This window comes from Peribacillus sp. S4 (assembly GCF_046715815.1).
GTDB classification, from domain to species: Bacteria; Bacillota; Bacilli; order Bacillales; family DSM-1321; genus Peribacillus; species Peribacillus frigoritolerans.
The window spans coordinates 1,279,594-1,302,775 of sequence record NZ_CP175708.1 but is presented as its reverse complement, the minus strand read 5'-3'; the positions used below and the strand labels follow the sequence as shown (position 1 = coordinate 1,302,775).

Annotated in this window: 22 protein-coding genes and 2 pseudogenes; 6 read left to right on the top strand and 18 right to left on the bottom strand. The window is 41.7% G+C overall.

Features of this window, described 5'->3' with window-relative positions; translation table 11 throughout:
• Positions 1 to 83: 83 nt before the first annotated feature.
• The 5 genes and pseudogenes from ACJ9PY_RS06265 to ACJ9PY_RS06245 all read right to left on the bottom strand — a co-directional run.
• A pseudogene (locus tag ACJ9PY_RS06265) lies at positions 84 to 288 on the bottom strand (transposase); the annotation flags it as partial.
• 216 nt (positions 289 to 504) lie between these two features.
• Positions 505 to 1,707, bottom strand: a complete 1,203-nt coding sequence (locus ACJ9PY_RS06260) for an FAD-dependent monooxygenase (RefSeq protein WP_411739664.1) — start codon at positions 1,705 to 1,707, stop codon at positions 505 to 507.
• Positions 1,708 to 1,831: 124 nt separating this feature from the next.
• Entirely contained in the window at positions 1,832 to 2,944 is a 1,113-nt protein-coding gene (locus ACJ9PY_RS06255) for a cupin domain-containing protein (RefSeq protein ID WP_057275854.1), read from the bottom strand.
• 30 nt (positions 2,945 to 2,974) lie between these two features.
• Positions 2,975 to 3,466 carry a DinB family protein gene (locus ACJ9PY_RS06250; RefSeq protein ID WP_098185146.1) on the bottom strand — a complete coding sequence of 164 codons (492 nt, stop codon included), beginning with the start codon at positions 3,464 to 3,466 and terminating at the stop codon, positions 2,975 to 2,977.
• Between the two features lies 1 nt (position 3,467).
• Positions 3,468 to 4,415, bottom strand: coding sequence for a fumarylacetoacetate hydrolase family protein (locus ACJ9PY_RS06245; RefSeq protein WP_098185147.1), 948 nt, complete (start codon positions 4,413 to 4,415; stop codon positions 3,468 to 3,470).
• Between the two features lie 381 nt (positions 4,416 to 4,796).
• Between ACJ9PY_RS06245 and ACJ9PY_RS06240 the strand changes: the two genes are divergently transcribed.
• Positions 4,797 to 5,555 carry an IclR family transcriptional regulator gene (locus ACJ9PY_RS06240; protein WP_034314544.1) on the top strand — a complete coding sequence of 253 codons (759 nt, stop codon included), beginning with the start codon at positions 4,797 to 4,799 and terminating at the stop codon, positions 5,553 to 5,555.
• A gap of 55 nt (positions 5,556 to 5,610) precedes the next feature.
• Here ACJ9PY_RS06240 and ACJ9PY_RS06235 read toward each other — a convergent pair whose 3' ends face one another.
• The 8 genes from ACJ9PY_RS06235 to argC form a co-directional block, all read right to left on the bottom strand.
• A complete protein-coding gene (locus ACJ9PY_RS06235) occupies positions 5,611 to 5,790 on the bottom strand; it encodes a YjzC family protein (RefSeq protein ID WP_034314546.1) in 180 nt (59 codons plus the stop codon).
• Between the two features lie 589 nt (positions 5,791 to 6,379).
• Entirely contained in the window at positions 6,380 to 7,339 is a 960-nt protein-coding gene (gene argF, locus ACJ9PY_RS06230) for an ornithine carbamoyltransferase (protein WP_048686903.1), read from the bottom strand.
• Positions 7,336 to 10,455, bottom strand: a complete 3,120-nt coding sequence (locus ACJ9PY_RS06225; RefSeq protein WP_411739663.1) for a carbamoyl phosphate synthase large subunit — start codon at positions 10,453 to 10,455, stop codon at positions 7,336 to 7,338. Before ACJ9PY_RS06225 ends, argF begins: the two co-directional genes overlap by 4 nt.
• Positions 10,448 to 11,530 carry a carbamoyl phosphate synthase small subunit gene (locus ACJ9PY_RS06220; RefSeq protein WP_411739662.1) on the bottom strand — a complete coding sequence of 361 codons (1,083 nt, stop codon included), beginning with the start codon at positions 11,528 to 11,530 and terminating at the stop codon, positions 10,448 to 10,450. The genes ACJ9PY_RS06225 and ACJ9PY_RS06220 overlap by 8 nt, the downstream gene beginning before the upstream one ends.
• 81 nt (positions 11,531 to 11,611) lie before the next feature.
• Complete coding sequence (locus tag ACJ9PY_RS06215) at positions 11,612 to 12,763, bottom strand: acetylornithine transaminase (protein WP_098185150.1); 1,152 nt, start codon at positions 12,761 to 12,763, stop codon at positions 11,612 to 11,614.
• Positions 12,760 to 13,533 carry an acetylglutamate kinase gene (gene argB / locus ACJ9PY_RS06210; protein WP_063577071.1) on the bottom strand — a complete coding sequence of 258 codons (774 nt, stop codon included), beginning with the start codon at positions 13,531 to 13,533 and terminating at the stop codon, positions 12,760 to 12,762. Before argB ends, ACJ9PY_RS06215 begins: the two co-directional genes overlap by 4 nt.
• A 12-nt stretch (positions 13,534 to 13,545) precedes the next feature.
• Positions 13,546 to 14,778: a bifunctional ornithine acetyltransferase/N-acetylglutamate synthase gene (gene argJ / locus ACJ9PY_RS06205; RefSeq protein ID WP_057275845.1), complete on the bottom strand. Its 1,233-nt coding sequence runs from the start codon at positions 14,776 to 14,778 to the stop codon at positions 13,546 to 13,548.
• 16 nt (positions 14,779 to 14,794) lie between these two features.
• The gene (gene argC / locus ACJ9PY_RS06200; RefSeq protein ID WP_364282056.1) at positions 14,795 to 15,832 is read right to left on the bottom strand and encodes an N-acetyl-gamma-glutamyl-phosphate reductase; all 1,038 of its coding nucleotides are present in this window, start codon (positions 15,830 to 15,832) and stop codon (positions 14,795 to 14,797) included.
• A 234-nt stretch (positions 15,833 to 16,066) separates the two neighbouring features.
• Here argC and ACJ9PY_RS06195 point away from each other — a divergent pair, with 234 nt between their 5' ends.
• Complete coding sequence (locus ACJ9PY_RS06195) at positions 16,067 to 16,756, top strand: Crp/Fnr family transcriptional regulator (RefSeq protein WP_063577074.1); 690 nt, start codon at positions 16,067 to 16,069, stop codon at positions 16,754 to 16,756.
• 238 nt (positions 16,757 to 16,994) lie between these two features.
• On the opposite strand, the gene moaA is transcribed toward ACJ9PY_RS06195, so the two are convergent.
• From moaA to ACJ9PY_RS06180, 3 genes are all read right to left on the bottom strand, one after another.
• On the bottom strand, positions 16,995 to 18,008 hold the full coding sequence (gene moaA, locus ACJ9PY_RS06190) for a GTP 3',8-cyclase MoaA (protein WP_411739661.1): 1,014 nt from the start codon (positions 18,006 to 18,008) through the stop codon (positions 16,995 to 16,997).
• 107 nt (positions 18,009 to 18,115) lie between these two features.
• Complete coding sequence (locus ACJ9PY_RS06185; protein WP_034314562.1) at positions 18,116 to 18,424, bottom strand: metal-sulfur cluster assembly factor; 309 nt, start codon at positions 18,422 to 18,424, stop codon at positions 18,116 to 18,118.
• Between the two features lie 88 nt (positions 18,425 to 18,512).
• Positions 18,513 to 19,301, bottom strand: a complete 789-nt coding sequence (locus ACJ9PY_RS06180) for an alpha/beta fold hydrolase (protein ID WP_063577076.1) — start codon at positions 19,299 to 19,301, stop codon at positions 18,513 to 18,515.
• Positions 19,302 to 19,517: 216 nt separating this feature from the next.
• On the opposite strand from ACJ9PY_RS06180, the gene ACJ9PY_RS06175 reads away from it, so the two are divergent.
• The 3 genes from ACJ9PY_RS06175 (at position 19,518) to ACJ9PY_RS06165 (ending at position 20,837) form a co-directional block, all read left to right on the top strand.
• Positions 19,518 to 20,333, top strand: coding sequence for a Cof-type HAD-IIB family hydrolase (locus tag ACJ9PY_RS06175; RefSeq protein WP_034314568.1), 816 nt, complete (start codon positions 19,518 to 19,520; stop codon positions 20,331 to 20,333).
• Between the two features lie 103 nt (positions 20,334 to 20,436).
• The gene (locus ACJ9PY_RS06170) at positions 20,437 to 20,589 is read left to right on the top strand and encodes a hypothetical protein (protein WP_164468789.1); all 153 of its coding nucleotides are present in this window, start codon (positions 20,437 to 20,439) and stop codon (positions 20,587 to 20,589) included.
• Entirely contained in the window at positions 20,589 to 20,837 is a 249-nt protein-coding gene (locus tag ACJ9PY_RS06165; protein WP_057275840.1) for a DUF3813 domain-containing protein, read from the top strand. Before ACJ9PY_RS06170 ends, ACJ9PY_RS06165 begins: the two co-directional genes overlap by 1 nt.
• Before the next feature lie 49 nt (positions 20,838 to 20,886).
• Here the strand turns inward: ACJ9PY_RS06165 and ACJ9PY_RS06160 are convergent.
• Positions 20,887 to 21,135 (bottom strand): annotated as a pseudogene (locus tag ACJ9PY_RS06160) (KGG domain-containing protein); the annotation flags it as partial.
• Positions 21,136 to 21,271: 136 nt separating this feature from the next.
• Positions 21,272 to 22,114: a YitT family protein gene (locus tag ACJ9PY_RS06155; protein ID WP_034314573.1), complete on the bottom strand. Its 843-nt coding sequence runs from the start codon at positions 22,112 to 22,114 to the stop codon at positions 21,272 to 21,274.
• 156 nt (positions 22,115 to 22,270) lie between these two features.
• Between ACJ9PY_RS06155 and ACJ9PY_RS06150 the strand changes: the two genes are divergently transcribed.
• On the top strand, positions 22,271 to 23,137 hold the full coding sequence (locus tag ACJ9PY_RS06150; protein WP_063577078.1) for a DegV family protein: 867 nt from the start codon (positions 22,271 to 22,273) through the stop codon (positions 23,135 to 23,137).
• Positions 23,138 to 23,182 lie beyond the last annotated feature (45 nt).

Below are 23,182 nucleotides of genomic sequence, written 5' to 3'. Positions count from 1 at the left end.
AACACCCGCTCCAATCAACTATGTTTAAAATTTCAAATAGAACTCCTTTAGCCTACAGTCTTTTTTGTTTTAAAATAGAACTATTAAAACTTGAGGTGATAAGGATCCATCTTCTTTAAATGAATGGCAGCGAAAGTAAGCATCGCTTGCATCGACAATTTTTCAGGGTCCCCTTAAAGTAGTCCAACGCATACCATGCTTTTCTTTTGCATCTGCGAATACAAGCTCAATCGTTTCTTTGCGTTTCGCATATATAGGTTTTACATCTTGATGATGACGCAGATGATCCACTTGGACATGGTAAGGTCCTAAAATGGCTTATCATAATGGCTCGAGAGCCCAAATCTCTTATCCTTTGGTCAAAATTTCAAGGGAATTTTAAAAGGGGTTCGGAAATTTTTTAATTCTGAACCCCTTTTGTCTACAAACTGAGCCTTTCTTCATATAGAAGAAAGGCTCAGTTTGTAACATGGATACATTCCTTTATGGATGAAACAAAATGGTTTATGCTTTCACGGCCGTTTTATTGTAACCATGAAATTCATCGACGAATTGGAAATCCCTATCCGTCCGACCTGCAAGGATCGTATCTCGGAGCAGAATGCCTGCATCGGTCGTATTGTGGATGATTTCCCCCCACATTCTTGCACTCGTTTGAACATTAGCCGTACGTGGAATGCGTTCCTCCTGGTATTCCAAAAATGCCTGTTCGATGTCATTCCCATGCTTATGGAGCATATCAGACAAATAAGCTGCATCTTCTAAAGCCTGGCAAGCGCCTTGTGCCAAGTATTGAAGCATCGGATGTGCCGCATCGCCCATAAGCGTAATTCTTCCTTTTGTCCAATTATCAATTGGAAAACGGTCATACATCGGCCAACGGCGTTGTCTTTGAATGAATGAAATCGCATTCTGAACAAGCTCACAAGTTCCGGCAAATACACGGTCCATTTCTTCCGGTGTTCCCCATTGATCTGTTTTTTCGTTTTCTTCTGTATATTGAGAACTTTTGAAAACCACTACTTGGTTATAAAGTTCTCCCCTTCTAACCGGATATTGAACAAGATGAAGGTCTGGCCCAATCCACATGTATACATCATCTAAATCCCCATGGCTCGTAACCTCCTCCATCGGGATCGCTCCCCTGTATGCAACATATTGAGAGCAGACCGGCTGATCTTCCACAAAAAGTTTCCGTGCCTTGGACCATAATCCATCGGCTCCAATTACAGCAGTTCCTGAATGTTGGGACCCGTTGGCAGCAGTAACCGTCACTTCACCTTCATACTCTACTGTCTCAATAATGGTTTGATTCGTGACCAGTTCGATATATGGGTTCTTTTCACAGGCTTCAGCCAATACTTTATGCAAATCGGAACGATGCAAAACAACATACGGAGCTCCATATCTTTCTTTATAAACATCACCTAAATCCAAAGCGGAAAGCTCTTTTCCGGAAAAGGCGTCCATCAGCACCAATCTTTTTGGAAATACTGCAATATCATTGATTTTATCCATGACACCTAAACGCTGCAATACGTTGGTGGCATTTGCTGCAAGCTGAATCCCTGCACCAATTTCCCCAAATTCGGGAGCTTGTTCCAGGACTTTTACATACCGTTTTGTTTCTGCGATTCCTAAAGCAGTTGCCAATCCGCCAATTCCCCCACCGATAACGATGAATGGTTTTTTTTCTGTGTTCATCATCAATTCCCCCTATATTAGTTGCTTTTAGCCAAAGTTGCGGACCACTACCACAGTAAGCGTTTTCATTCGAATGGCATTCATCTATTCACTAGTATCTTAGCTGAAGATTCCAAACCGATTATTTTCAAACCAAAACAGGCTTGAATTCACTTTCAACCTTTTGGTACCCATTGTTTGTGTCTAATGCTTGTTGCTGTTCCAAATCGAATCTTTCCATTATTGGTAGGTCGTTTACCGAGAATAAGTAAGAATCAGCTTCTGCAACGTGCTCATGCCATGCCCAATTCGGAACGACGAAATAATCTCCCTTGGACCAGTCAAAACGCACACCATTAATGACCGTATATCCTGATCCTTGGTGCACTTGATAAATCGTGGAATGGGTATGCCGATGGGCTTTCGTATGGAAACCTTTAGGAAGTTTCTGCATCCATGCCCCCATCGTCGGATTGGCCGTCTGGCCATTTGATGGATTGATATATTCCACGGCAAAACCTTCATATGGATCCGGTTCAAAATTCATCAATCCTTCTATCGCTGCTTTGGTGCCTTTCCACTTGTAGTTGGCAAGCGGTGCCACTTGTGAATAACGGTCGGATACTGGACGAACCATTCCGCCTTGATAACGGAGCTCTGAAAAATTATCCGGCCGCTTAGGCGTTTCAATCCGATCTGGATATGGTTCAAAGAAAGTGCCGCCTATGGAATAGATGGTTGGGATATCAAGGGCATCCATCCAAATCATTGGTTTTTCCCCAACATGGCCATGACCATGCCATAAGTTTTTAGGCGTGATCAAAAAATCGCCTTCTTCCATGAAGATCCTTTCTCCCTGCACGATGGAGTAGGCACCTTCACCATCCGTAATGAAACGAAGTGCACTTTGGGAATGACGGTGGGAAGGGGCCACTTCACCTGGCAACAACAGCTGGACCGCAGCATAAAGCGTTTGTGTTGTCGAAGCCCATCCCCAAGGCTGGCGATAAGTAAGGCCAGGATTTTGAAAATAAATCGCCCTGCGCTCCCCGCCTCGGTCAGGTGTGAAGATTTCAGCCGCTTCCATCAATTTTTTTGTCAAAAGCTCTTCTTTCCATAAATAAGCATGTGCATGAGGTTTAGGTTCATGGTCCATCAGAGCGGGAATGGCTTCCCACAGCGGCCCAAGGTTATACTGCTGAATATCCTTTGTAAAATCTTTTACGATTGTACTATTCATGTATTCCGATTTTTCAGCCATATTAATCCCTACTTTCTTTTTTATCTTGCCTCACTGGATTTTAGAAAGATTTCGCTTAATTTGATCATAATGTCCTGAAACATGCTCATCGATGAAGTGATCGACTATATAAGAAACTGGTTTGTTTCCGAATTTAGCGAAATTCCGGTGTGGCGATTCTTTTGATAGTGTTTCTTCATCTAAATTCCCGAGACCGCTCTCCACTTTATATTTAAGCTCCTCCACTTGCTTCATGACATCATCCACAGCAAGTTTGTCAGTATCGGTAACCGCCGCCAATCGGGCTGGATCTTGCAATCCACGCCCCCATTCGGCTCCAGGCATCGCTATTACAGTTTCCACTTCACCTAACCAATAAGGAATGGCTTCAGCTAAATGGGAAAGTATCTGCATGATCGACCATTCATCCTCTGCCGGTTTAAATCGGATCGTTTCTTCCGGTAGGTTTGCCGTTGTCTCAAGAATATGGTCAATGGATTGTTGCACTGATTGGATTGATGTCCCGATTTCCTGATAAGTCATTTTATTTTCCCTCCCCGACACGTCTCACACGGTTTTCAAGATACCCTATTTTGTCGATTTCGATTTTGACAACGTCACCATCTTTCAAGAACACTTGCGGATCACGGGCTACTCCTACCCCACCCGGTGTTCCTGTTAGTACGATGTCACCTGGTTCAAGAGTCATTAAGTTCGATAAGAATTCAACTAGATACTTCACATCGAATACGAAATTGGATGTATTCGTTTTTTGGCGTTCTTCACCATTTACCGTTAATCGGACATTCAAGCCCGATGGATCGGACAGTTCATCGGAAGTGACTAACCAAGGCCCCATCGGAGCACTTCCTTCAACCGTTTTCCCTTGTAGCCACTCAAGTGTACGCCGTTGGATATCACGGTAAGTGACATCATTCGCAATTGTATAACCAGCTACATAATCAAGAGCATCTTCTTTTGAAACATTACGTGCCCTTTGTCCGACAACAAAAGCGAATTCCGCTTCATAATCCAGTTGTTCCGAGATTGGGAAAAACGGTATATCATCCTGGGGACCGATAACTGTATTGGCGAACTTTGCGAATACTACAGGGAATGGCGGCAGTTCACGGCCCATTTCAGCAATGTGTTCACGGTAATTATGGCCGACACAAATAATTTTGCTTGGCTTTTGGACAGGGGCCTCAAGCTTTATATTTTCAATTTCATGTACCAATTGATGTCTGAAGGAATCACGATTTCTAATAGCGTAGTCCGCAGCCTTTTGCGCGATGGAAAGGCTTTCATTCCCTCCCTGTAAAAACTCCTCCATTGTTGCAGGGACATAAGCGTCAGCAATTTGTTCACTGCGAAGTTTCCCTTCGCTTTCAAGTAGCGCTTGATAGGCATAGTTCAAGTCAACGACTACATTTTCCGGGTAAATTGCACCGATGCGTTTAAATCCTTGACTGCTGAACGTTACTAATTTCATATTCATTCTCCTTTATTAATTTGGATTTTTTTAAAACCTCTTTTTGATGCCAACATCCTAATTCTGCTGGATTCGCTTCGCAAACCAGAATTTGAATGACGTACACCTTATCTATTTCACTTATAGATAACATTGTTCACTATTTATATAAATGATAACTTAATTTTCGGAATACTGTCAAGAAAGTATTGCAAATTTTTGTGCAAATGTTATCATCTACACCATTATCAGTACCGCGGAATCAAAAAGTTCGTTATTCATTTAATAGGAACGTATATTGATAGCTTCAAGCATCCGGCGGTTTTTCTGTTGATTTTCATGTATATTTTACATATTCTGATATACTAGACCTAAATTAAAACAGATTAGGGAGATTGATTTATGGAAATCGTAAAATCCGGTTCGACGATTCAATCATTACAAATAGGGATGAGCATCATAGATTTACTTGCTTCCCACAGAACTCCTTTAAGATTCTCTGATATTCAGGAATTAACGGAGATAACGAAAAGTAACCTCTATAAGTATTTGAATACTTTGACTCAACTTGAGTTACTATATCGCGATAAGACAACCGGTATGTATCACCTTGGGAGCAAATTGATTCAATACGGAATGGCAGCGATAGGAAATGAGGATATAACGAGCAGAATAACTCCTTATTTACAGGAAATCAGTCACCATACTTCCTGCACGGTCCTTTTTTCCGTTTGGACATATGATGGACCAATCACGGCAAAAATATGGAATTCCAATCAAAACTTAAACATAGGGGCACAGTTAGGTACACGACTTCCGCCATCATCCTCTTCCGGAAAGGTATTCACTGTATTTCAGGATCCTTCCTTGACGGCGGAATGGATTGAAAAAGATCGTAATGTTACGGGCTCGTTCCTTAATGAAACAAATGAATATGATGAAATTCGGACATACAAAATAGCCTTTGCCAAAGAGCCTCTTGTACCATCGGTTTCCTCCATGTCCATTCCGGTTTTTAATTATAATTCGGAATTGTTGGGAGCAATCACTGCCGTTGGGTTCACCGAAAACATTCCTGATCATTATGAAGATCCTTTAAGCGTCTATTTAAGGAAAAGCTGTTTGGAAATCTCGAATATATTCGGTTATTCCGCTGAATAGAAAAAAAAGCAGGAAGAAGGATGGCGACCATTCCTTTTTCCTGCTTTTTGATGTTTCATGGCTTCCGCTTATAGGTCCATATCCGATTATGATTGGATGTTTCAGGAAAAGAATCCCCTGCATCCAGCTTTACCATTTTCGGATTCACTACCGTGCTGCCCGTTTCACCGATTTCTACGTAGGTCCCATTATTCGGTGCCTTCTGACCTGGCTTAAATTGACGATTTTGCCCCATAGATTTCACCCCTTTACATGCTTTCCCTGTTATTATTACCAGGTTCCTACCTTTCATGTCAGAAAAATTTGGAACATACAGGAAATTCGGCTGAATTAAAAAGCGTCTGTACTCTGAGCAGACGTCTTTTTAAGTTTTTAAAAATTGACCGCCGATTGGAACGTAGGGCACTCGCTTTCCGGGGCGGTCCGCCCTCGGCGCCATTGCGACTGCGGGGTCTCCCTTGGACGCGCTTCGAACACCCGCTCCAATCAACTTTGTTTTAATATTAAGGATAGAGCCTTTTACCTGCAGTCTTTTTTGTTTTAATATAGATGGATTAAAACTCGAGGTATAGGGATGCTTTTCTAACCATGGTTCTATTTTAGCGAGATCAATTTGAAATGATTACTTCAGATCAACCGGTACCATAGAACCACAATTGGTGTCTTTTTCATTTAAACTTGATGGGAGATATGTTTTAGAGGTAGGGTGCCCAAGTATTTATCCAGTTATTATTCTCTAACTGATACAAATCAAAAAGGTTTCGGAATTCCGAAACCTTTTTTCTACAAACTGAGTGACTGCTCTCTGAAGTAAGCTTTTTTGGTTAAGACATTAAGTCCACCAGGACCGCCTTTTGGGCATGAAGGCGATTTCCGGCTTGGTGGAAAACGACGGAATTAGGACCATCGATGACTTCAGCCGTAACCTCTTCCTCCCGATGTGCAGGCAGGCAATGCATGAATAAATAATCTTCTTTAGCAAGTTTTACTAGCTCACCATTAATTTGATAATCTTTAAAAGCTTCTAAGCGAATACCATTCTCGATTTCCTGCCCCATGGAAGTCCAAACATCCGAATAGACGATATCCGCATCTTTTATGGCCTCCGAAGCTGAGGTTGTCACCAAAATTTCACTGCCAGTCTCTTCTGCCACTTTTTTAGCATAGGCGACGACCTTTTCATCAGGTTTGTAGGCGTCAGGACACCCAATGGAAAAATCCATTCCCATTTTTGCACAGCCTACCATCAATGAATTTGCAACATTATTGCCATCACCGATATAACTCATCTTCAAGCCTTTTAACTGCCCTTTTATCTCGATGATCGTCAAGAAGTCTGCAAGTACCTGACAAGGATGTGCAAGATCTGTTAACCCATTGATGACTGGGATAGAGGCATTTTCCGACAATTCCAGGATTTTTTCATGCTCGAAGGTACGAATCATGATGCCATCAATGTATTCAGAAAGAACTTTTGCTGTATCGGAAATCGTTTCACCACGTCCAATTTGCAAGTCATTGCCACTTAGGAACAAAGCGTGCCCGCCAAGTTGCATCATGCCCACTTCAAAAGAAACACGGGTACGGGTAGACGATTTTTCAAAGATCATCCCCAGCGTTTTCCCTTTTAAAGGCGTATATTCTTCACCTGCTTGCAATTTGCCTTTAATGGTCTGCGCTAGCTTTAACAAATCTGCAATTGCCGTTGGTGTGGACTCTTTCATGGTCAAAAAATCTTTTCCATTTAAAATCTTCGCTTGTGTCGGTGCCGTCATTGAACTCATACGTGTGACACTCCTTTCGAATATGGTATAAGCCATTCCTGAAGCGAGGTAACCCCTGGATCGGCATTCTCCACCGATTGCAAATAGGCCTTGAACGTCTCTTCTTCCGTAAAAGCAAGCAGTCGGTATTTCGCTGCAAGTAACCTTAGCTGCTTATCTTCCTCCGTTGTTCCATATGCCAAAACGACCGCCGCATTTCCTTCATTTAACCATTCATCAAAATCTGAATTCCCCAATGTCAAACCTGCTTCTTTGATTTGCACTAACAGGTCTTCACTTAATTGAACTGATTCTGATTGATAAACGCCTGTGGTATGATTAGCTTTTTGAGCATGGAACACTTTTGTCAACGCTTCATTTACCGTTTCCCCGATGGCGATTCCTTCACCTGTCGATTTCATTTCCGGACCTACCTTCGAATCAAGTCCGCTTAGTGCAAAAGTAGAGAATACGGGATATTTGACAACTGCATATGGAATTTCATCCATTAAGCCCGTTTTTTCGAAAGCATTCGACAATGAATATTTCCCAAGCAATATTTTTGTCGCTATTTGCACCAAAGCTACATCGGTCACTTTACTGATGATTGGAATTGTTCGGCTTGCACGAGGATTCACTTCCAATACATATACACTATTTCCTTCGATCACGAATTGGATGTTCATAAGACCTTTATAACCAAGTTCACTAACTAGTTTTTTAGCATAATGGGTCATTTTATCTTTAATATCATCCGTTAAGGATTGAGCTGGCAATAAGGCCATGCTATCTCCTGAATGGACGCCTGCTTTTTCTATATGTTCGGCAATGATGGGAATATAAACATCATTTCCATCAGCAATCAAATCGATTTCGGCTTCCTTCCCTGGAATATAGGAATCGATCAACACGGGATAGACTAGTGCCGTTCCATTAGCCATTCTATTCAACAAGCTTTCTTTAGAGCCGATGATTTCCATTCCCTGGCCGCCAATTACATAGGATGGGCGTAAGAGTACCGGAAAGCCGATGGCCTCTGCCCGGGAAATTAATTGTTCTTCTCCATTAGCCATTGAACCTGGTACATGGGGGATATCAAGTTTTTGAAGAAGCTGATAAAAACGATCACGATCTTCTAATTGATCAAGTGTATCGAAGGATGTCCCCAACAAATTGACACCGTATTCTTCAAGGCCTTTAGCAAGGTTTATCGCAGTCTGCCCGCCAAATTGGACGATAACATCTTTTATGTCTTCCGCTTCTATCACATTAAGAACATATTCAAGGGTCAACGGTTCGAAATAAAGGCGATCTGCTGTCGCAAAATCCGTGCTTACCGTTTCCGGATTATTATTGATCATGATCGTTTCAACATTTTCATCCTGGAGTGCATAAACACCGTGAACTGAACAGTAATCAAACTCTATTCCCTGTCCGATGCGGATCGGGCCGCTGCCAATCATCAAGACTTTCTTTTTATCCGTTTTTTGCTGTTCGTTCTCACCAAAATATGTTGAATAGTGATAGTTTGTATGTGATTCGAACTCGGCTGCACATGTATCAACCGTTTTGTAGACCGCCGTAACACTTAGTGATTTCCTGTGTGCTCTGACTTCCATCTCATTTACTTTCCATACGGAAGCAAGATAGCGGTCTGAAAAGCCCTTTTCCTTGTATGACTGAAGTTCTTCCCTTGTTACATGATCGATTGCCTTAGCTTCAATCTCCATTTCGCTTTGGATCAATGAAGCAAAGGATTTAAGGAAGAAATAATCTATGGCTGTCGCTTCATGAATTTCTTCAATCGTCACGCCTTTTCTGAGCATTTCAAAAATGACAAAGATTCGTTCATCCGATTTTTCGGCAAGCTTTCCCCAAAGTTCAGGAACGGTTTTATTTTTCAGTGATGATAGCTGCAGCCCAATCGTTTTCAATTCCAAAGAATCGACGGCCTTTTGGACTCCCCCCTCAAAGCTGCGGTGTAAAGCCATGACTTCACCAGTTGCCTTCATCTGTGTTCCCAATTTGCGGTCGGCGGTCGTGAATTTATCGAATGGCCACCTCGGGAACTTCACCGCTACATAGTCAAGCGCAGGTTCGAAGCTTGAATATGTGCTTTTCGTTACAGGATTGATGAGTTCCGATAAATCGTAGCCGACAGCGAGCTTTGCCGCTATACGGGCTATGGGATATCCTGTTGCTTTTGAGGCTAGTGCCGATGAACGGCTGACGCGCGGGTTTACTTCGATTAAATAATATTGCTTGCTATTCGGATCAAGTGCAAATTGAATGTTGCAGCCGCCTATGATCCCTAAAGCAGAGATGATTTTAATGGATGCGGCACGCAGCATCTGAAACTCATCGTCCGATAAAGTCTGTGATGGTGCCACGACGATCGAATCACCTGTATGGATCCCTACCGGATCGATATTTTCCATATTACAGATAGTGATGCACGTATTGTTGCCATCTCGCATAACCTCATATTCGACTTCCTTAAAACCAGCAATGCTTCTTTCAATCAAGCATTGTGTAATTGGGCTTTCTTGCAGGCCGCCCCGTACAAGTTCCTTAAAGGTTTCCGGTGAATCGGCAATACCGCCGCCAGTTCCGCCGAGTGTATAAGCGGGACGAACGATGATGGGGAAACCGATTTTGTCGGCAAAAGCCAGCGCTTCTTCAAGAGTATGGACAATCGTACTGTCGGGAACGGGTTCACCTATTTCAAACATCAACTCACGGAACAGCTCACGATCCTCCCCTTTTTTGATGGAGTCGATCGGAGTTCCCAATAATTTGACCTTATATTTTTCAAGTATTCCAGCATCATCCAACTGATAAGCTAGGTTCAATCCTGTTTGACCGCCTAATGTAGCTAGCAGGCCATCCGGCTTTTCTTTGGAAATGATCTTTTCCAGTACATCAACCGTTAAAGGTTCGAAATAAACAGCATCCGCATTCATATCATCAGTCATGATCGTTGCCGGATTGTTATTGACCAGTATGACTTTATACCCTTCTTCCTTTAAAGCGAGGCAGGCCTGTGTACCTGCATAATCGAATTCGGCGGCCTGCCCGATGACAATCGGCCCCGAACCAATCACTAAAATGGTCTGTATCGTGTCGTCCTTAGGCATAAGCTTTTTCTCTCCCGCTATAATCATTTATCATTTGTAAAAAGTCTTTGAATAGTAATGAACTCTCGATAGGTCCTGGATTTGCCTCTGGGTGGTACTGGGTAGTGAAGATTGGCAAGTCTTCATGCATGAGTCCCTCAACCGTGTTATCATTCACGTTTCTGAATCTCACTTGAAGCGATGTTCCTTGCAAGCTCGGTTCATCAACCTCATAACTATGATTCTGCGAACTCATATACACCTGTTTCGTTTTCAAATCGACCACGGGCTGATTCGCACCACGATGTCCAAACAGCATTTTTTTTGTATTTCCACCTAAGGCAAGGGCCGTTAATTGATGACCGAGGCAGATGCCCATCGTTGGAAAACTCGTAATGATCTTTTTTATGTTTCCTAAAAGGTATTCAAGCTGTTTTGGATCCCCAGGCCCATTTGAAAGCAAAATACCATCTGGCTTCAAGTCCTTGATTTGCTCGAATTCCGTATCGAATGGTACGACAGAGACTCGGCAGCCTTGAGCGACCAATGAATCCAAGATTGATTTTTTATAACCGAAATCCATCATCACAACGTGCTTGCCGCCTTCACCAAATTTCTCGACAACCTTTGTGGATACCTCAGCTACATGTGCTGATAAGCCATTCAGGCTGGGTACGACAGTGTATTTTTCATCAGCTGTGATGACTGCCTGCATGGAACCTTCCTGTCTTATATTCTTAACGACCGCTCTTGTGTCCACATGGCTTAAAAGAGGAATGTTCCACTTGTCTAAATATTCACCAATTGAATATTTAGCCTGATAATGGGAATGGCTCATATTTCCTTCATATACAATCACACCGGCAACATGCGGCTTTTTACTTTCAAAATCATGTTCATTGATTCCGTAATTTCCGATTAGTGGGTATGTGAAGATGACAATCTGGTCCTTATATGAAGGATCTGTCAACACTTCTTGATATCCGGTCATTCCTGTAAAAAAGACAATCTCTCCAGCGATTGTTTTTTTTGTCGATGTAGTCAGCAGTTCCCCTTCAAAGACGGAACCATTCTCTAAATGTAGATAGCTTTTCATGATTTTCACCTCTTTAGATGATGTATATTTATATATACAATAGCATAATTATTCATTTTATTCTATAAAAATTCAATTAATTTAGACAGTTTGTTTTATTGCCAATACTTTTTTAATTTTATTTATCGCCGTATCGATCTCCGATTCGGAAACAGTCAGGGATGGGAGTAAACGAAGTACTTTAGGACCTGCACTCAATACAAGTAAGCCCTCTTCTTGCAATTCCATTAAAAACACTTGAACATCTTGTTTACATTCAATTCCGACCATCATTCCCAGACCGCGAATCTCTTTCACTTCTTCGATGCCTTTCAATGCTTTTGCCAATTCGCTCTCAAGGTATTCCGCCTTTTTAACGGTTTCTTTTAAAAACCCTGATTGGAAAATTTCCTTTAATACAGCTTCGGCTGCTGAGACACTAACTGGATTCCCTCCAAAAGTGGATCCATGACTTCCAGGGTCAAAGAATACAGACAACTCTTCCTTCCCAATCATCGCCCCGATTGGCAGGCCATTTCCCAACCCCTTTGCCGAAGTGATGATGTCCGGCAGGATATTGAAATGCTGGAATGCAAATGGCTTTCCTGTACGTCCTATCCCAGTCTGAATTTCATCTATGATAAGGAGAGCTCCGTGTTCTTGGCATTTAGTTTGAATCGCGTCCAGATATGATTGCTGTACAACATGGATGCCGCCTTCTCCTTGAACGATTTCAATCATTACAGCTGCCGTATTTTCATCGATGGCCGCTTTCATGGCATCTTGATCATTAAATGGGACATATTCGAACGAAGCTAGCATCGGTCCGAAACCAGTCTTGATTTTTTCCTGTCCCGTTGCAGCCATCGTTGCAAACGTACGGCCATGGAAAGACTGCTGACACGTGACAATCTTGCTTTTCCCGGTAGCTTTACGTGCTAGTTTGATGGCCGCCTCATTCGCCTCGGCACCGCTGTTGGCAAAGAACACCTGACTTAAACCAGAGGCATCAGCCAACATTTTTGCTGTCCGTTCCTGTATGGAACTTTGAAACATGTTCGATACATGCCAATATTTATTAAGTTGTTCCGTCACGGCCATTTTTACCAACTCATGACAATGTCCAAGATTCAAAACCCCGATTCCGGATGTGAAATCCAGATACTCTTTACCTGTTTCACTCGTAATCTTCAATCCTGACGCTTTTCTTGGCTCAATGTCCCACCTAGCGTATGTAGGAAATAAAGAACTCATTGAAATACCCCTTCTTCCTGAAGAAATTTTGTACCGATGAATTGTCCGCCTTGATAAAAATGATCTTTCCCACTAACGATCATCACTTCTTCAATCCCTTTATTCAGCACCGACAAGGCTGTATTGACTTTCGGGATCATTCCGCCATGGATACTTCCATCCATGATCAAATTCTTCGTTTCCGTTTCATTCAATTTCTCAATGATCTGCCCATTCTTCAAGACCCCTTGAACATCGGTCACAAATAAACACATGTCAGCCGATAGTGCCTTAGCTACAGACCCGGCAGCCATATCGGCATTCACATTTAGTTTATTGCCCTCTTCTGTAGATGAGATGGGCGTCAATACCGGACAATAGCCTTTTTCGAATAAAAGTCCGAATAATTCCGTATTGACTTGTTGTATTTTACCAACAGCCCCAAGTTTCTGTTCATCGATATAATCACCTGTGAGAATCCCGCCGTCCGAGCCATTTAAACCGACTGCCTTGATGCCATGGGCTTCCAATTTATGAACGAGGCTGCGGTTCGATTTTCCTGCCAGCATAAGTTCCACAATTTCCAGCACTTCTGTGGTCGTTTTTCTTAACCCATCTTCAAACACTGGTTCAATTTCAAATTTTTCAAGCATTGAATTTATATCAGGGCCGCCCCCATGCACAAAGACAATATGGTATCCGCGGTTTTGTAACTCTTTAATACTATTGAAAAACGACTCCGATAACTCATTGATGATGCTGCCGCCGCACTTTATGACTAATATGTTCATACTTTTCACCTCTTACGAACGATAGCTTCCGTTTATTTTCACATAATCATAGGTTAAATCGCAGCCCCATGCCGTGCCAGATTCATTACCATCTTTCAAATAAACATGAATGATGATACTTTCATTTTCCAAGTATGCTTTGGCTTCTTCCTCAGAAAACATAATCGGCTCACCGTCTTTAAGTACGACGATATCACCAAAAACGATTGTTGTTTGATCCGGATTGAATCCCACTCCGCTTCTTCCCATAGCAGCTATGATTCGTCCCCAGTTTGCATCCGCTCCAAAAGCTGCCGTTTTCACAAGATTTGAACCGACGATCGTCTTCGCCATCATCTGTGAATCTTGTTTCGTATGCATGCCATGAACATTCACTTCTATCAGTTTAGTCGCACCTTCTCCGTCTTTCGCAATTTGTTTGGCGAGGTTTTCGGAAGTTTGTTTTAATAATTCCAGGAAGATGGACCATTCTGGATGGTCAGGTGTCAAAGGTTCATTGTTCGCTTCTCCATTCGCGAGCACTAACACCATGTCGTTCGTTGAACAGTCGCCATCAACCGTGATTTGATTGAATGTATCATTGGTAATCGAGGATAATGCTTGCTGTAAATCATGTGGTTCAATGACGGCATCCGTCGTAATGAAACCTAGCATTGTGGCCATGTTCGGATGAATCATTCCCGAACCCTTGGCAGCACCGCCCATTTTCACGGTTTTACCGTCGATGATTGTTTCATAACCACAACTCTTCGTTACAATATCCGTTGTTAAAATGGCGGTACCGAAAGCTTCAGCAGCTTCAGGTGTATTTTCTGGCTGCAATGCCTCTATGCCGTTTCTTACTTTCTCCATTTCCATGAATTCCCCTATGACTCCCGTTGAAGCCACTGCAAATGAATGGTCCTCCAAACCGAACTTTTGAGCCGCAAGCTTCCTCATTTCATTTGCATCTTTTAAACCTTGTTCACCTGTACAAGCATTCGCACAAGCACTATTCACTACAATGCCGTGAAGTTTTCCAGTAACGGCAATACTGTCTTTCGTTACATTGATTGGAGCGGCTTGAACGACATTTTGTGTATATACGGCCGCGGCTGATGCTGGGACATCTGTAAAAATGATGCCAACGTCCTTTTTAGAATAGCGTAATCCTGCATGGACACCTGACGCTTTGAACCCTTGGGGCATTAAAATGTTTCCTTCTTGAATTTGTTTGATTTCTTCAACTGGCTGTAGTGTATTCATTGGTTCCCTCCATAGTTTACGGATATAACGGACTGTTCCATAGTCCTGCCGTTTCTTCTAGTCCCATTAATATATTTGCATTTTGAATGGCCTGCCCTGCGGCACCCTTCACTAAATTATCAATAACCGAAACCACCGTTACCTTACCTGTTCTTTCATCATAATCGACGCCAATGTCGCAAAAGTTCGATCCGTATACTTGTTTCGTGGATGGAAAGCGATCAAGGGGCTGTACCCGCACAAATGGGTGTCTCTCGTAAACCGTTTCGTACAAATCCTTTAATTCAACATTTGAGGTTTCCCGATTTACCTTTATATACATCGTTGCCATAATCCCTCTTGTCATTGGGACAAGATGGGTATTGAAGGAAATGGGCTGTAAACCTGATGACCATCGCCCAAGCTGTTGCTCGATTTCAGGTATGTGTTGATGTTGATTCACCTTATATATCTTAAAGTTCTCATTCATTTCACTAAAATGGGTGACTGCGGAAGGTGATTTACCCGCCCCTGAAACCCCGGATTTTGCATCGATGATCACATCGGCATCGGCTCCGGCCAATCCTTCAGTGAATAAAGGGGCAAGACCTAATAGTGATGCGGTTGGGTAGCACCCAGGATTTGCAATGATCTTCGCTTTTTTTATAGCTCCGGCATTCCATTCAGCCAATCCGTATACGGCTTCTTCAATAATATGCTGAGGCGCTGCCGGCTTTTTATACCAGTTTTCGTATTCACCTGGAGTTTGAAGCCTAAGGTCTCCTGATAGGTCGATCACTTTAATGTCAAGGTCAGAAAATTCCGAAATCAATTGCGATGAAACGCCCGAAGGAGTTGCAAGAAATACAATATCGGATTTTTTTGCAATCGCTTCCGGGTCAATTTCTTCTAATGTATCTTTCATATGCATTAAATGTGCATTTTCTTCATATAAATTTCGACCAAATTGGGATGAAGTATGCAATGATTTTATTTTAAATTGCGGATGATTATTCAAAAACCTTATTAGTTCCATTCCTCCATAACCCGTTGCACCTACTATTGATACGTTCATAAAACCATCTCCTATAATTTCAGGTCCCTCTGTCAATCTTTGATTCTATTATTATAAGACTGAATAAAAATAAAATCAAATGTATTTTTATAAAATTATAAACATAAATTTTAAATGAAATATTATCCAACAAAATTCCTAGAATTATCCAAACCTGTTGACTACTAGGGTTTTTTCCGTTTAAATCAAAGGTAGTAATTGAGTAATGACGGTTTCTGAAAGGTGGTCATATGCATGAATGAATTATCGTTATCCAATCGGATGCAAGCAATTTTAGATAATAAACAACAAATTAAACATATGGAAAAAGGGCGCTACCTTTTTCATGAGAGCACCCCAGCAAGTGATTTGTATTACATTATAAATGGGAAAGTAGAAGTGAGTAAGGTTGTCCCAGACGGTCGGGAATTAACTATACGCATTAGTTCGGAGAATGATTTGGTTGGGGAGACAGTCTTATTTTCTCAAAATCCTAAATATATGATGAATGCAAAAATGATGGAAGATGGTACTGTCGCGGTTATTTCCAAAGAAGCATTAGAAGAAAAAATCGCCGCCGATAGCCATCTCGCAGTCGAGATGATGACATGGTTATCCGCTCAAAACCGTAAAAATCAGGCTAAATTCCGCGATATGCTCCTGCACGGTAAGAAAGGTGCATTTTACTCCACCCTCATCCGTTTATCAAATAGCTATGGCACTGAAGCGGAAGACGGCAAAGTTATCAATCTTCCCTTTACAAACCAAGAACTCGCCAATTTTTGCGGCACATCCCGCGAAGTAGTCAATCGAATGCTCGCTCAATTAAGGAAAAACAATGTCATCTCCATTAAAAAGGGCCGCATTACGATTCTTGACTTTGACTATTTGAAACAGGAAATCGACTGTGAAAACTGTCCAATAGAAATCTGTACAATCGATTGAATCCTTTTCCATAAAAAGCAGCAATACATATAACCTTAATATCTTAATAATGAATGGAATTTATTTCAGACTAATCCAACCCTAGGACCATTGAATCATTTTCATTACCTGTATCCTAAATAAAAATGCATAAAAAAAGTATAAACATGGATTTCGCCATTGACCGGCATCAGGTCCTGACAACTATACAAAAAAGGGATGGCATAGCTGCCATCCCTTAATTTTTCATTCGGACGGATTATCCGCCAATGAATGACATTTCGATTTTTTCCTGTTTCTTCACAGTTCCCGCTGCACGCTCATCCGAATAGCGGTCGTCCCTACGGTTCCAAAGTGAAATGATGAACCCTGTCAATTCTTCATCGGTCATGTCGGAACGGAGCAATGACTTCAAGTCATGTCCCTTTCCATTAAACAGGCATGTATATAAACTTCCATTAGCAGAAAGACGTGCACGTGTACAACTTGAACAAAAAGACTCGGAAACCGAGGTAATGAAGCCTACTTCTGCAGTAGTGCCCTTATAGCGGAAGCGTTTTGCGACCTCTCCAAAATAATCTTCTTCAACTGGTTCGAGATCGAATTCGGTTTGGAGCATTGCAAGCAGTTCTTTTTTCGTAATGACATTCTTTAACTGCCAGCCATTTGTATGTCCGACATCCATGAATTCTATATAGCGTAATTGAAGGCCCTCATCTTTACAAAATCGGGCCATCGGCAGGATTTGAGATTCATTGGTTTCTTTTTTGACTACCATATTCACTTTAACGCCAAGCCCTGCTTCTTTAGCAGCAGCGATGCCTTCAATTACGGGCTTTATGCCGATATCCCTGCCGTTCATCTTCTTGAAAAGATCGTCATCGAGGCTGTCCAAGCTGATATTCACCCTCTGCAAACCAGCTTCCTTCAAATTTACGGCATGTTTTTTCAAGAAGACCCCATTCGTGGTCAGTCCAATATCTTCAATACCTTCAATTTTAACGAGATTTGAAATCAGAGTGGTAAAATCTCTTCGGAGTAATGGTTCCCCGCCAGTCAACCTTAGTTTTTTTACCCCTAAGCCTGCGAAGATTTTAGAAAGCCTTACAATTTCCTCATAAGATAATAGCTCACTTTTAGGCAGGAACTGAAAATTCTCGTGAAAAATTTCAGCAGGCATGCAATACTGGCAGCGAAAGTTACAGCGATCTATGACTGAAATCCTTAAATCCCTTAGTGGCCTGTCCAATGAATCTTTAATTTGACTGTTCAATTAACCACTCCTAGCCGAAAGTATTAGAAAAAAACCAGACCATAAAAAGTGGCTCCTTGAATGGGTTCACTTTTTTTGACTGGCTTTTCATTTCTATTACCGAGTTATTATTTTATACCTAATGCAATTTTAGCATATCTGGACATTTTGTCTTTCGTCCATGGCGGACTCCAGACTATCTTCACGTCCGTTTCCTTGACCTCGGGGATATCTTCCAGAACCAATTTAACTTGATCGACGATCGTCCCAGCCATCGGACAGCCCATTGCTGTCAATGTCATCGTAACGGTGGTCAGACCTTCCTCATCCATATCCACATCATATACCAAGCCTAAATTAACGATATCTATACCAAGCTCAGGGTCAATGACCTGCTCCAAAGCTCCAAGAATAATGTCTTTTGTATCTTGATCCACTTCAATCACTCCTTTTATGGAAAATTTCTAGTTTTTCGCTTTCATCATTATGTCCGTATAAGCATCATAACAGATTTCGAGTGAGTACTTAAGCATTTTGCACAGCAGACAGTAAATGTTTCGCGAACCAGTCCGCTGTCTTAAGCACTCCTTCTCTGCTGACCTTATGTCCAGCCTTAGGGTCAAGGATAAAATCAATTTTTTCATCTGCCTTGCCATACCCTGCTTTGACCCCCTCATAAAAACGGTATGCATGCTGATAAGGTACAACCGGATCTTTGGCACCATGCCAAAAAAGAAGCGGTCGGTCGCAAAGCTTATCCTGATTTAGACTCAAATCAAATGGCTTGAGTTGTTCAATCACCTTCGCAACTTCCTCATCAGTAACTGGGAAATCAACTTTCCTTTTCTTAATCTCCTCCATTTGGAGCTCTGCATACGCGACATATGATGGGTTCCCCATTAAACTGACTCCGGCGGAAATCCATTCATATGCAGCAAGGGCCCCATTAGTAACTATTCCCCCCATTGAAGTACCTGCCACGCCAATTCTGTCGGGATCAATCAATTTTCGGGATAATAAATCATCCTTCAGCAAAGATAAATCCTGGATTGTTTGTAAAACCATTTCCCAAAAACGGGGCATCATTTGAGAATCACTTAAACCGGCTTCCCTTTCCCCATGATGAATCACATCGGGTAGAAGCACACGAAACCCCTTTTCAGCCAATAAATAAGCATAGTGGAGATTATGTTCTTTTGCACTTTGAAAACCATGTATAAAAATAATAAGCGGCAATTCCTGATTGAAAGTGGTTTGTTTCCCTAAATGCAAGACAGGAATTTGTCCAATTCGTTCTTTTTCAATTATTATCAAGTTAACCCCTCCGAATAATTTGTTCCGGTCTTTTCAATCCATTATCAAAATGGAATTCATTATCTTTAAATCTGAGCTTCGCTTTAATTATCATAATCCTGAATATAGTAATATCATACAGGAATGCATAAAGAATGAAAAAGATTTACATTTACTTTAAAATAGGCTTAACAATATTTGCATATAATGAAATCAAAAAGAACAGAAGGTGTGTACATGACTGAGAAACATTTAATCGTATTGGATCTTGATGGCACTTTACTTACAGATAACAAAACAATTTCTTCAAGGACTAAAAAAACACTCCTAAAACTTAAAGAAGATGGACACGAGGTTATGATCGCCACCGGGCGCCCCTTTCGCTCAAGTGAACTTTATTACCGGGAACTGGGGCTGACTACACCAATCGTTAATTTCAATGGCGCTTTCGTCCATCACCCATTACATACAAGCTGGGGGGTATACCACTCTCCACTGGATATAAATGTTGCGAAAGAAATTGTCGAAGCGTGTGATCAGTTTACATATCATAACATCATCGCTGAAGTCCGGGACGAAGTTTATGTCCATTATCATGATGAAAAGTTGATGAACATGTTCAATCTAGGAAATCCGATCATGAAGACAGGTGATTTACGCAATTACCTTCAGGATTCCCCAACTTCGATGCTGATTCACACAGATAGTGAATTCGTAGGGCAGATTCGCCAGCATCTATCCGATGTCCATGCAGAATTGGTCGATCACCGCCGCTGGGCAGAGCCTTTTCATATCATCGAAATAATAAAAAGCGGGTTAAGTAAAGCCGTGGGGCTAAAACGCGTATCCAACTATCTGGAAATTCCTCAAAACAGGATAATCGCTTTCGGTGATGAAGATAATGATTTGGAAATGCTCGAATATGCGGGAACCGGGGTGGCCATGGGAAATGCGATCTCACCAGTAAAAACGGTAGCAAATACGACGACATTGACGAATGAAGAAGATGGTATAGCCGTCTTCCTCGAAGAAAAATTCAATTTGAAAGCCTAATTCGTCATTTTTTACCTTCATAATATTCAACTTTCAAGCCAAACTAATATGGACAACAGATCTATTCCGTTGTCGACAACGCTCAGAATCGGAGGAGATAAGAATGGGTAAAAGCAGTAAATCTAAACGATTTGTACAGCAGGGCAAAGAAAGTGTTGCCAGGCATGCCGAAAAAATCCCTTATCACACTACGTTTGAAGAGGCAGAAAAAGACAGGTTAAGAATTATGTCTGAACAAAGCTATGGTGGCTTCTAATGGGAAACAAATTATTCCAAAAGGCTAGGGAATTTGTTGAAGAAGCTCTTCACTCTGAGCATGACGGTGATCAGCATAAAACAGAGGAATTTGTTGAAGAAGCTCTCCACTCTGAGCATGACGGTGACCAGCATAAGACAGAGGAAATCGCTAAAAACGCTCTTTCATCAGCCTTTGCCAATACGAACGAGGCTGAAAAAGAACAATTGCGAGAACTCCAGCAAGAGCTGGAAAATCACTCTAAATAATGTGAAAGCCTCCAGGGATTCCTGGAGGCTTTCGCTTTGTTTTTCATCAATTGTTATTTCGTGCCTTACCGCCTTTTTCACCGATCTCTTTATAAAAATCTTTACCATGGGAGTCAGCAGTGGCTTCCCCGCCCTTTTGTCCAATTTCCTGATAGAATTCCTTATCATGATTATCCGAAGTGGCTTCTCCGCCCTTTTGCCCAATTTCCCGGTAAAAATCCTTGTCGTGATTTTTAGAAGTGGCTTCCCCGCCTTTACGGCCTGCTTCCTGCCTGCTCATTTTTTCGTCGTTAGCCATTTTAATCACTCCTTCATAAGATTTTAAATTGGCGCTACAATATAAGAATTAGCCGTTTTGTACAGGCAATAAACTTATTACGCCGAAATACTTCCTTTTGTAATAGAAGTGTAATGGCCTTGATTTTTCATTAACATCATTCCCTGCGGAAAGTCCCAACAATTCCTGACGTTTCTATGATGTTTGTGAATGCGTGTGGATCCACTTCCTTGATGATCTTTTCAAGGTCATACAGTTCATACCTTGTAATGACAATCAATAACATTTCCTTAGTTTCGTTAGTGAATGCACCTTTTGCGGGAACCCTTGTAATTCCGCGGACTAATTTAGCATGGATTGCCTGTTTAAGCTCTTCGCTTTTCTTTGTAATGATCATTGCCGTAAGCTTTTCATGACGTGTATGTATCGCGTCCACGACACGGGTCGATGTATAAAGGGTAACAAGTGTATACAAAGCTTTTTCCGGTCCATAAACAGCACCTGCCGTTACAATGATCACACCATTCAGCAGAAATAAATAAGTCCCTACAGGTTTATCCTTCTTCCGTGAAAGAAGCATGGCGATAATATCCATTCCGCCAGTCGATGCACCGTATTTCAAGGTGATCCCCACACCAACTGCAGCTATGACTCCGCCAAATACTGCATTCAATAATATGTCAGGTGACCAGCGTGTAATCGGGATGATTTCCATAAAGAAGGACATCAAGGCAACGCTGAGGAAACTATAAAAAGTGAAAGACTTTCCTACCTTTCGCCAAGCAATGATCGTTACTGGAATGTTCAATAAAAGCAAGAGAATACCTGTCGATACATTAATAGGAGCAAAAGATCCAATCATCCTCGATAGAAGCTGGGCCACTCCGGTAAATCCGCTTGCATATACGTTTGCCGGTATTAGAAAAAAGTTCATTGCGATGGCATTAAGCAATGCCCCGACCACAACTATGATAATTTTCTTCATTTCACCACTGTACATCCTAAAAACCTCCATTTCACCCTTATTCTATTATCTTTTTACCCTTAATTATTTATTCTATTTACGTAGAGATTGAATTTTTACCGTTACGTGCTACACTAAAAAGTAGAGTGACCACTCATTTTCTAAAAATTGTAAAAAGAAAGCAGGTGTATTATGGCTATCACAATTCTTGCAGATAGTGCATGTGATTTGCCGTTGTCTTTCTATAAGGAAAACAATGTTTCATTAATCCCTTTACAAGTCCATCTTGACGGGGAAACTTATGAAGATTTACTTACCATTAATTCTCACGAAGTCTATCAGGCGATGCTTGAAGGAAAAGCCCCGAAAACATCGCAAGCTTCTCCAGAATACTTTATAGAACTTTTCACACAGTTTGCCAAAGAGAAAAAACAAGGGATATATATCGCCTTTTCCTCCGAGTTATCAGGAACATATCAAACGGCAGTCATGATTCTTAATCAGGTGAAGGAAGAGTACCCTGACGTTGACATTGAAATCGTAAATACGAAATGCGCTTCGATGGGCGTCGGTTTAATTGTAAAGAAAGCAGCCGATCTGGCAGCAAACGGTGCCACTAAAGAAGAAATTCTGGCTGCCATAGAATTCCAAACCCGGCATATGGAGCATCTATTCACTGTAGACAACCTTGAATATCTGGCCCGTGGCGGCCGCATCTCCAAGACATCTGCCCTTGTTGGCGGTTTATTAAACATTAAACCGTTATTGCATGTTGAAGATGGGAAGCTTGTTCCGCTTGAAAAGATACGCGGCAAAAAGAAATTGATCAAACGTGTAATCGAATTAATGCACGAAAGAGGCAAAAACTTAACTACCCAAACGATTGCCATCAGTCATGGTGATGATGAAGCAACGGCCCTGGAATGGAAGGAAGCCATCCAAAATGAATTCGGGACAACCGACTTCATGATCCATACAATTGGCTCCGTCATCGGCGCGCATGCCGGCCCTGGCACAATTGCCCTCTTCTTCTTAAACGATACCCCTGAGAAATCATAAACATACATACTCCCTTCCATAATTGTGAACAATATATATTGATCA

Coding starts and splice junctions, on each gene's coding strand:
- ACJ9PY_RS06260 (WP_411739664.1), bottom strand. CDS start 1,707: ATGATGAACACAGAAAAAAAACCATTCATCGTTATCGGTGGGGGAATT.
- ACJ9PY_RS06255 (WP_057275854.1), bottom strand. CDS start 2,944: ATGGCTGAAAAATCGGAATACATGAATAGTACAATCGTAAAAGATTTT.
- ACJ9PY_RS06250 (WP_098185146.1), bottom strand. CDS start 3,466: ATGACTTATCAGGAAATCGGGACATCAATCCAATCAGTGCAACAATCC.
- ACJ9PY_RS06245 (WP_098185147.1), bottom strand. CDS start 4,415: ATGAAATTAGTAACGTTCAGCAGTCAAGGATTTAAACGCATCGGTGCA.
- ACJ9PY_RS06240 (WP_034314544.1), top strand. CDS start 4,797: ATGGAAATCGTAAAATCCGGTTCGACGATTCAATCATTACAAATAGGG.
- ACJ9PY_RS06235 (WP_034314546.1), bottom strand. CDS start 5,790: ATGGGGCAAAATCGTCAATTTAAGCCAGGTCAGAAGGCACCGAATAAT.
- argF (WP_048686903.1), bottom strand. CDS start 7,339: ATGAGTTCAATGACGGCACCGACACAAGCGAAGATTTTAAATGGAAAA.
- ACJ9PY_RS06225 (WP_411739663.1), bottom strand. CDS start 10,455: ATGCCTAAGGACGACACGATACAGACCATTTTAGTGATTGGTTCGGGG.
- ACJ9PY_RS06220 (WP_411739662.1), bottom strand. CDS start 11,530: ATGAAAAGCTATCTACATTTAGAGAATGGTTCCGTCTTTGAAGGGGAA.
- ACJ9PY_RS06215 (WP_098185150.1), bottom strand. CDS start 12,763: ATGAGTTCTTTATTTCCTACATACGCTAGGTGGGACATTGAGCCAAGA.
- argB (WP_063577071.1), bottom strand. CDS start 13,533: ATGAACATATTAGTCATAAAGTGCGGCGGCAGCATCATCAATGAGTTA.
- argJ (WP_057275845.1), bottom strand. CDS start 14,778: ATGAATACACTACAGCCAGTTGAAGAAATCAAACAAATTCAAGAAGGA.
- argC (WP_364282056.1), bottom strand. CDS start 15,832: ATGAACGTATCAATAGTAGGTGCAACGGGTTATGGAGGAATGGAACTA.
- ACJ9PY_RS06195 (WP_063577074.1), top strand. CDS start 16,067: ATGAATGAATTATCGTTATCCAATCGGATGCAAGCAATTTTAGATAAT.
- ACJ9PY_RS06175 (WP_034314568.1), top strand. CDS start 19,518: ATGACTGAGAAACATTTAATCGTATTGGATCTTGATGGCACTTTACTT.
- ACJ9PY_RS06170 (WP_164468789.1), top strand. CDS start 20,437: ATGGGTAAAAGCAGTAAATCTAAACGATTTGTACAGCAGGGCAAAGAA.
- ACJ9PY_RS06165 (WP_057275840.1), top strand. CDS start 20,589: ATGGGAAACAAATTATTCCAAAAGGCTAGGGAATTTGTTGAAGAAGCT.
- ACJ9PY_RS06155 (WP_034314573.1), bottom strand. CDS start 22,114: ATGTACAGTGGTGAAATGAAGAAAATTATCATAGTTGTGGTCGGGGCA.
- ACJ9PY_RS06150 (WP_063577078.1), top strand. CDS start 22,271: ATGGCTATCACAATTCTTGCAGATAGTGCATGTGATTTGCCGTTGTCT.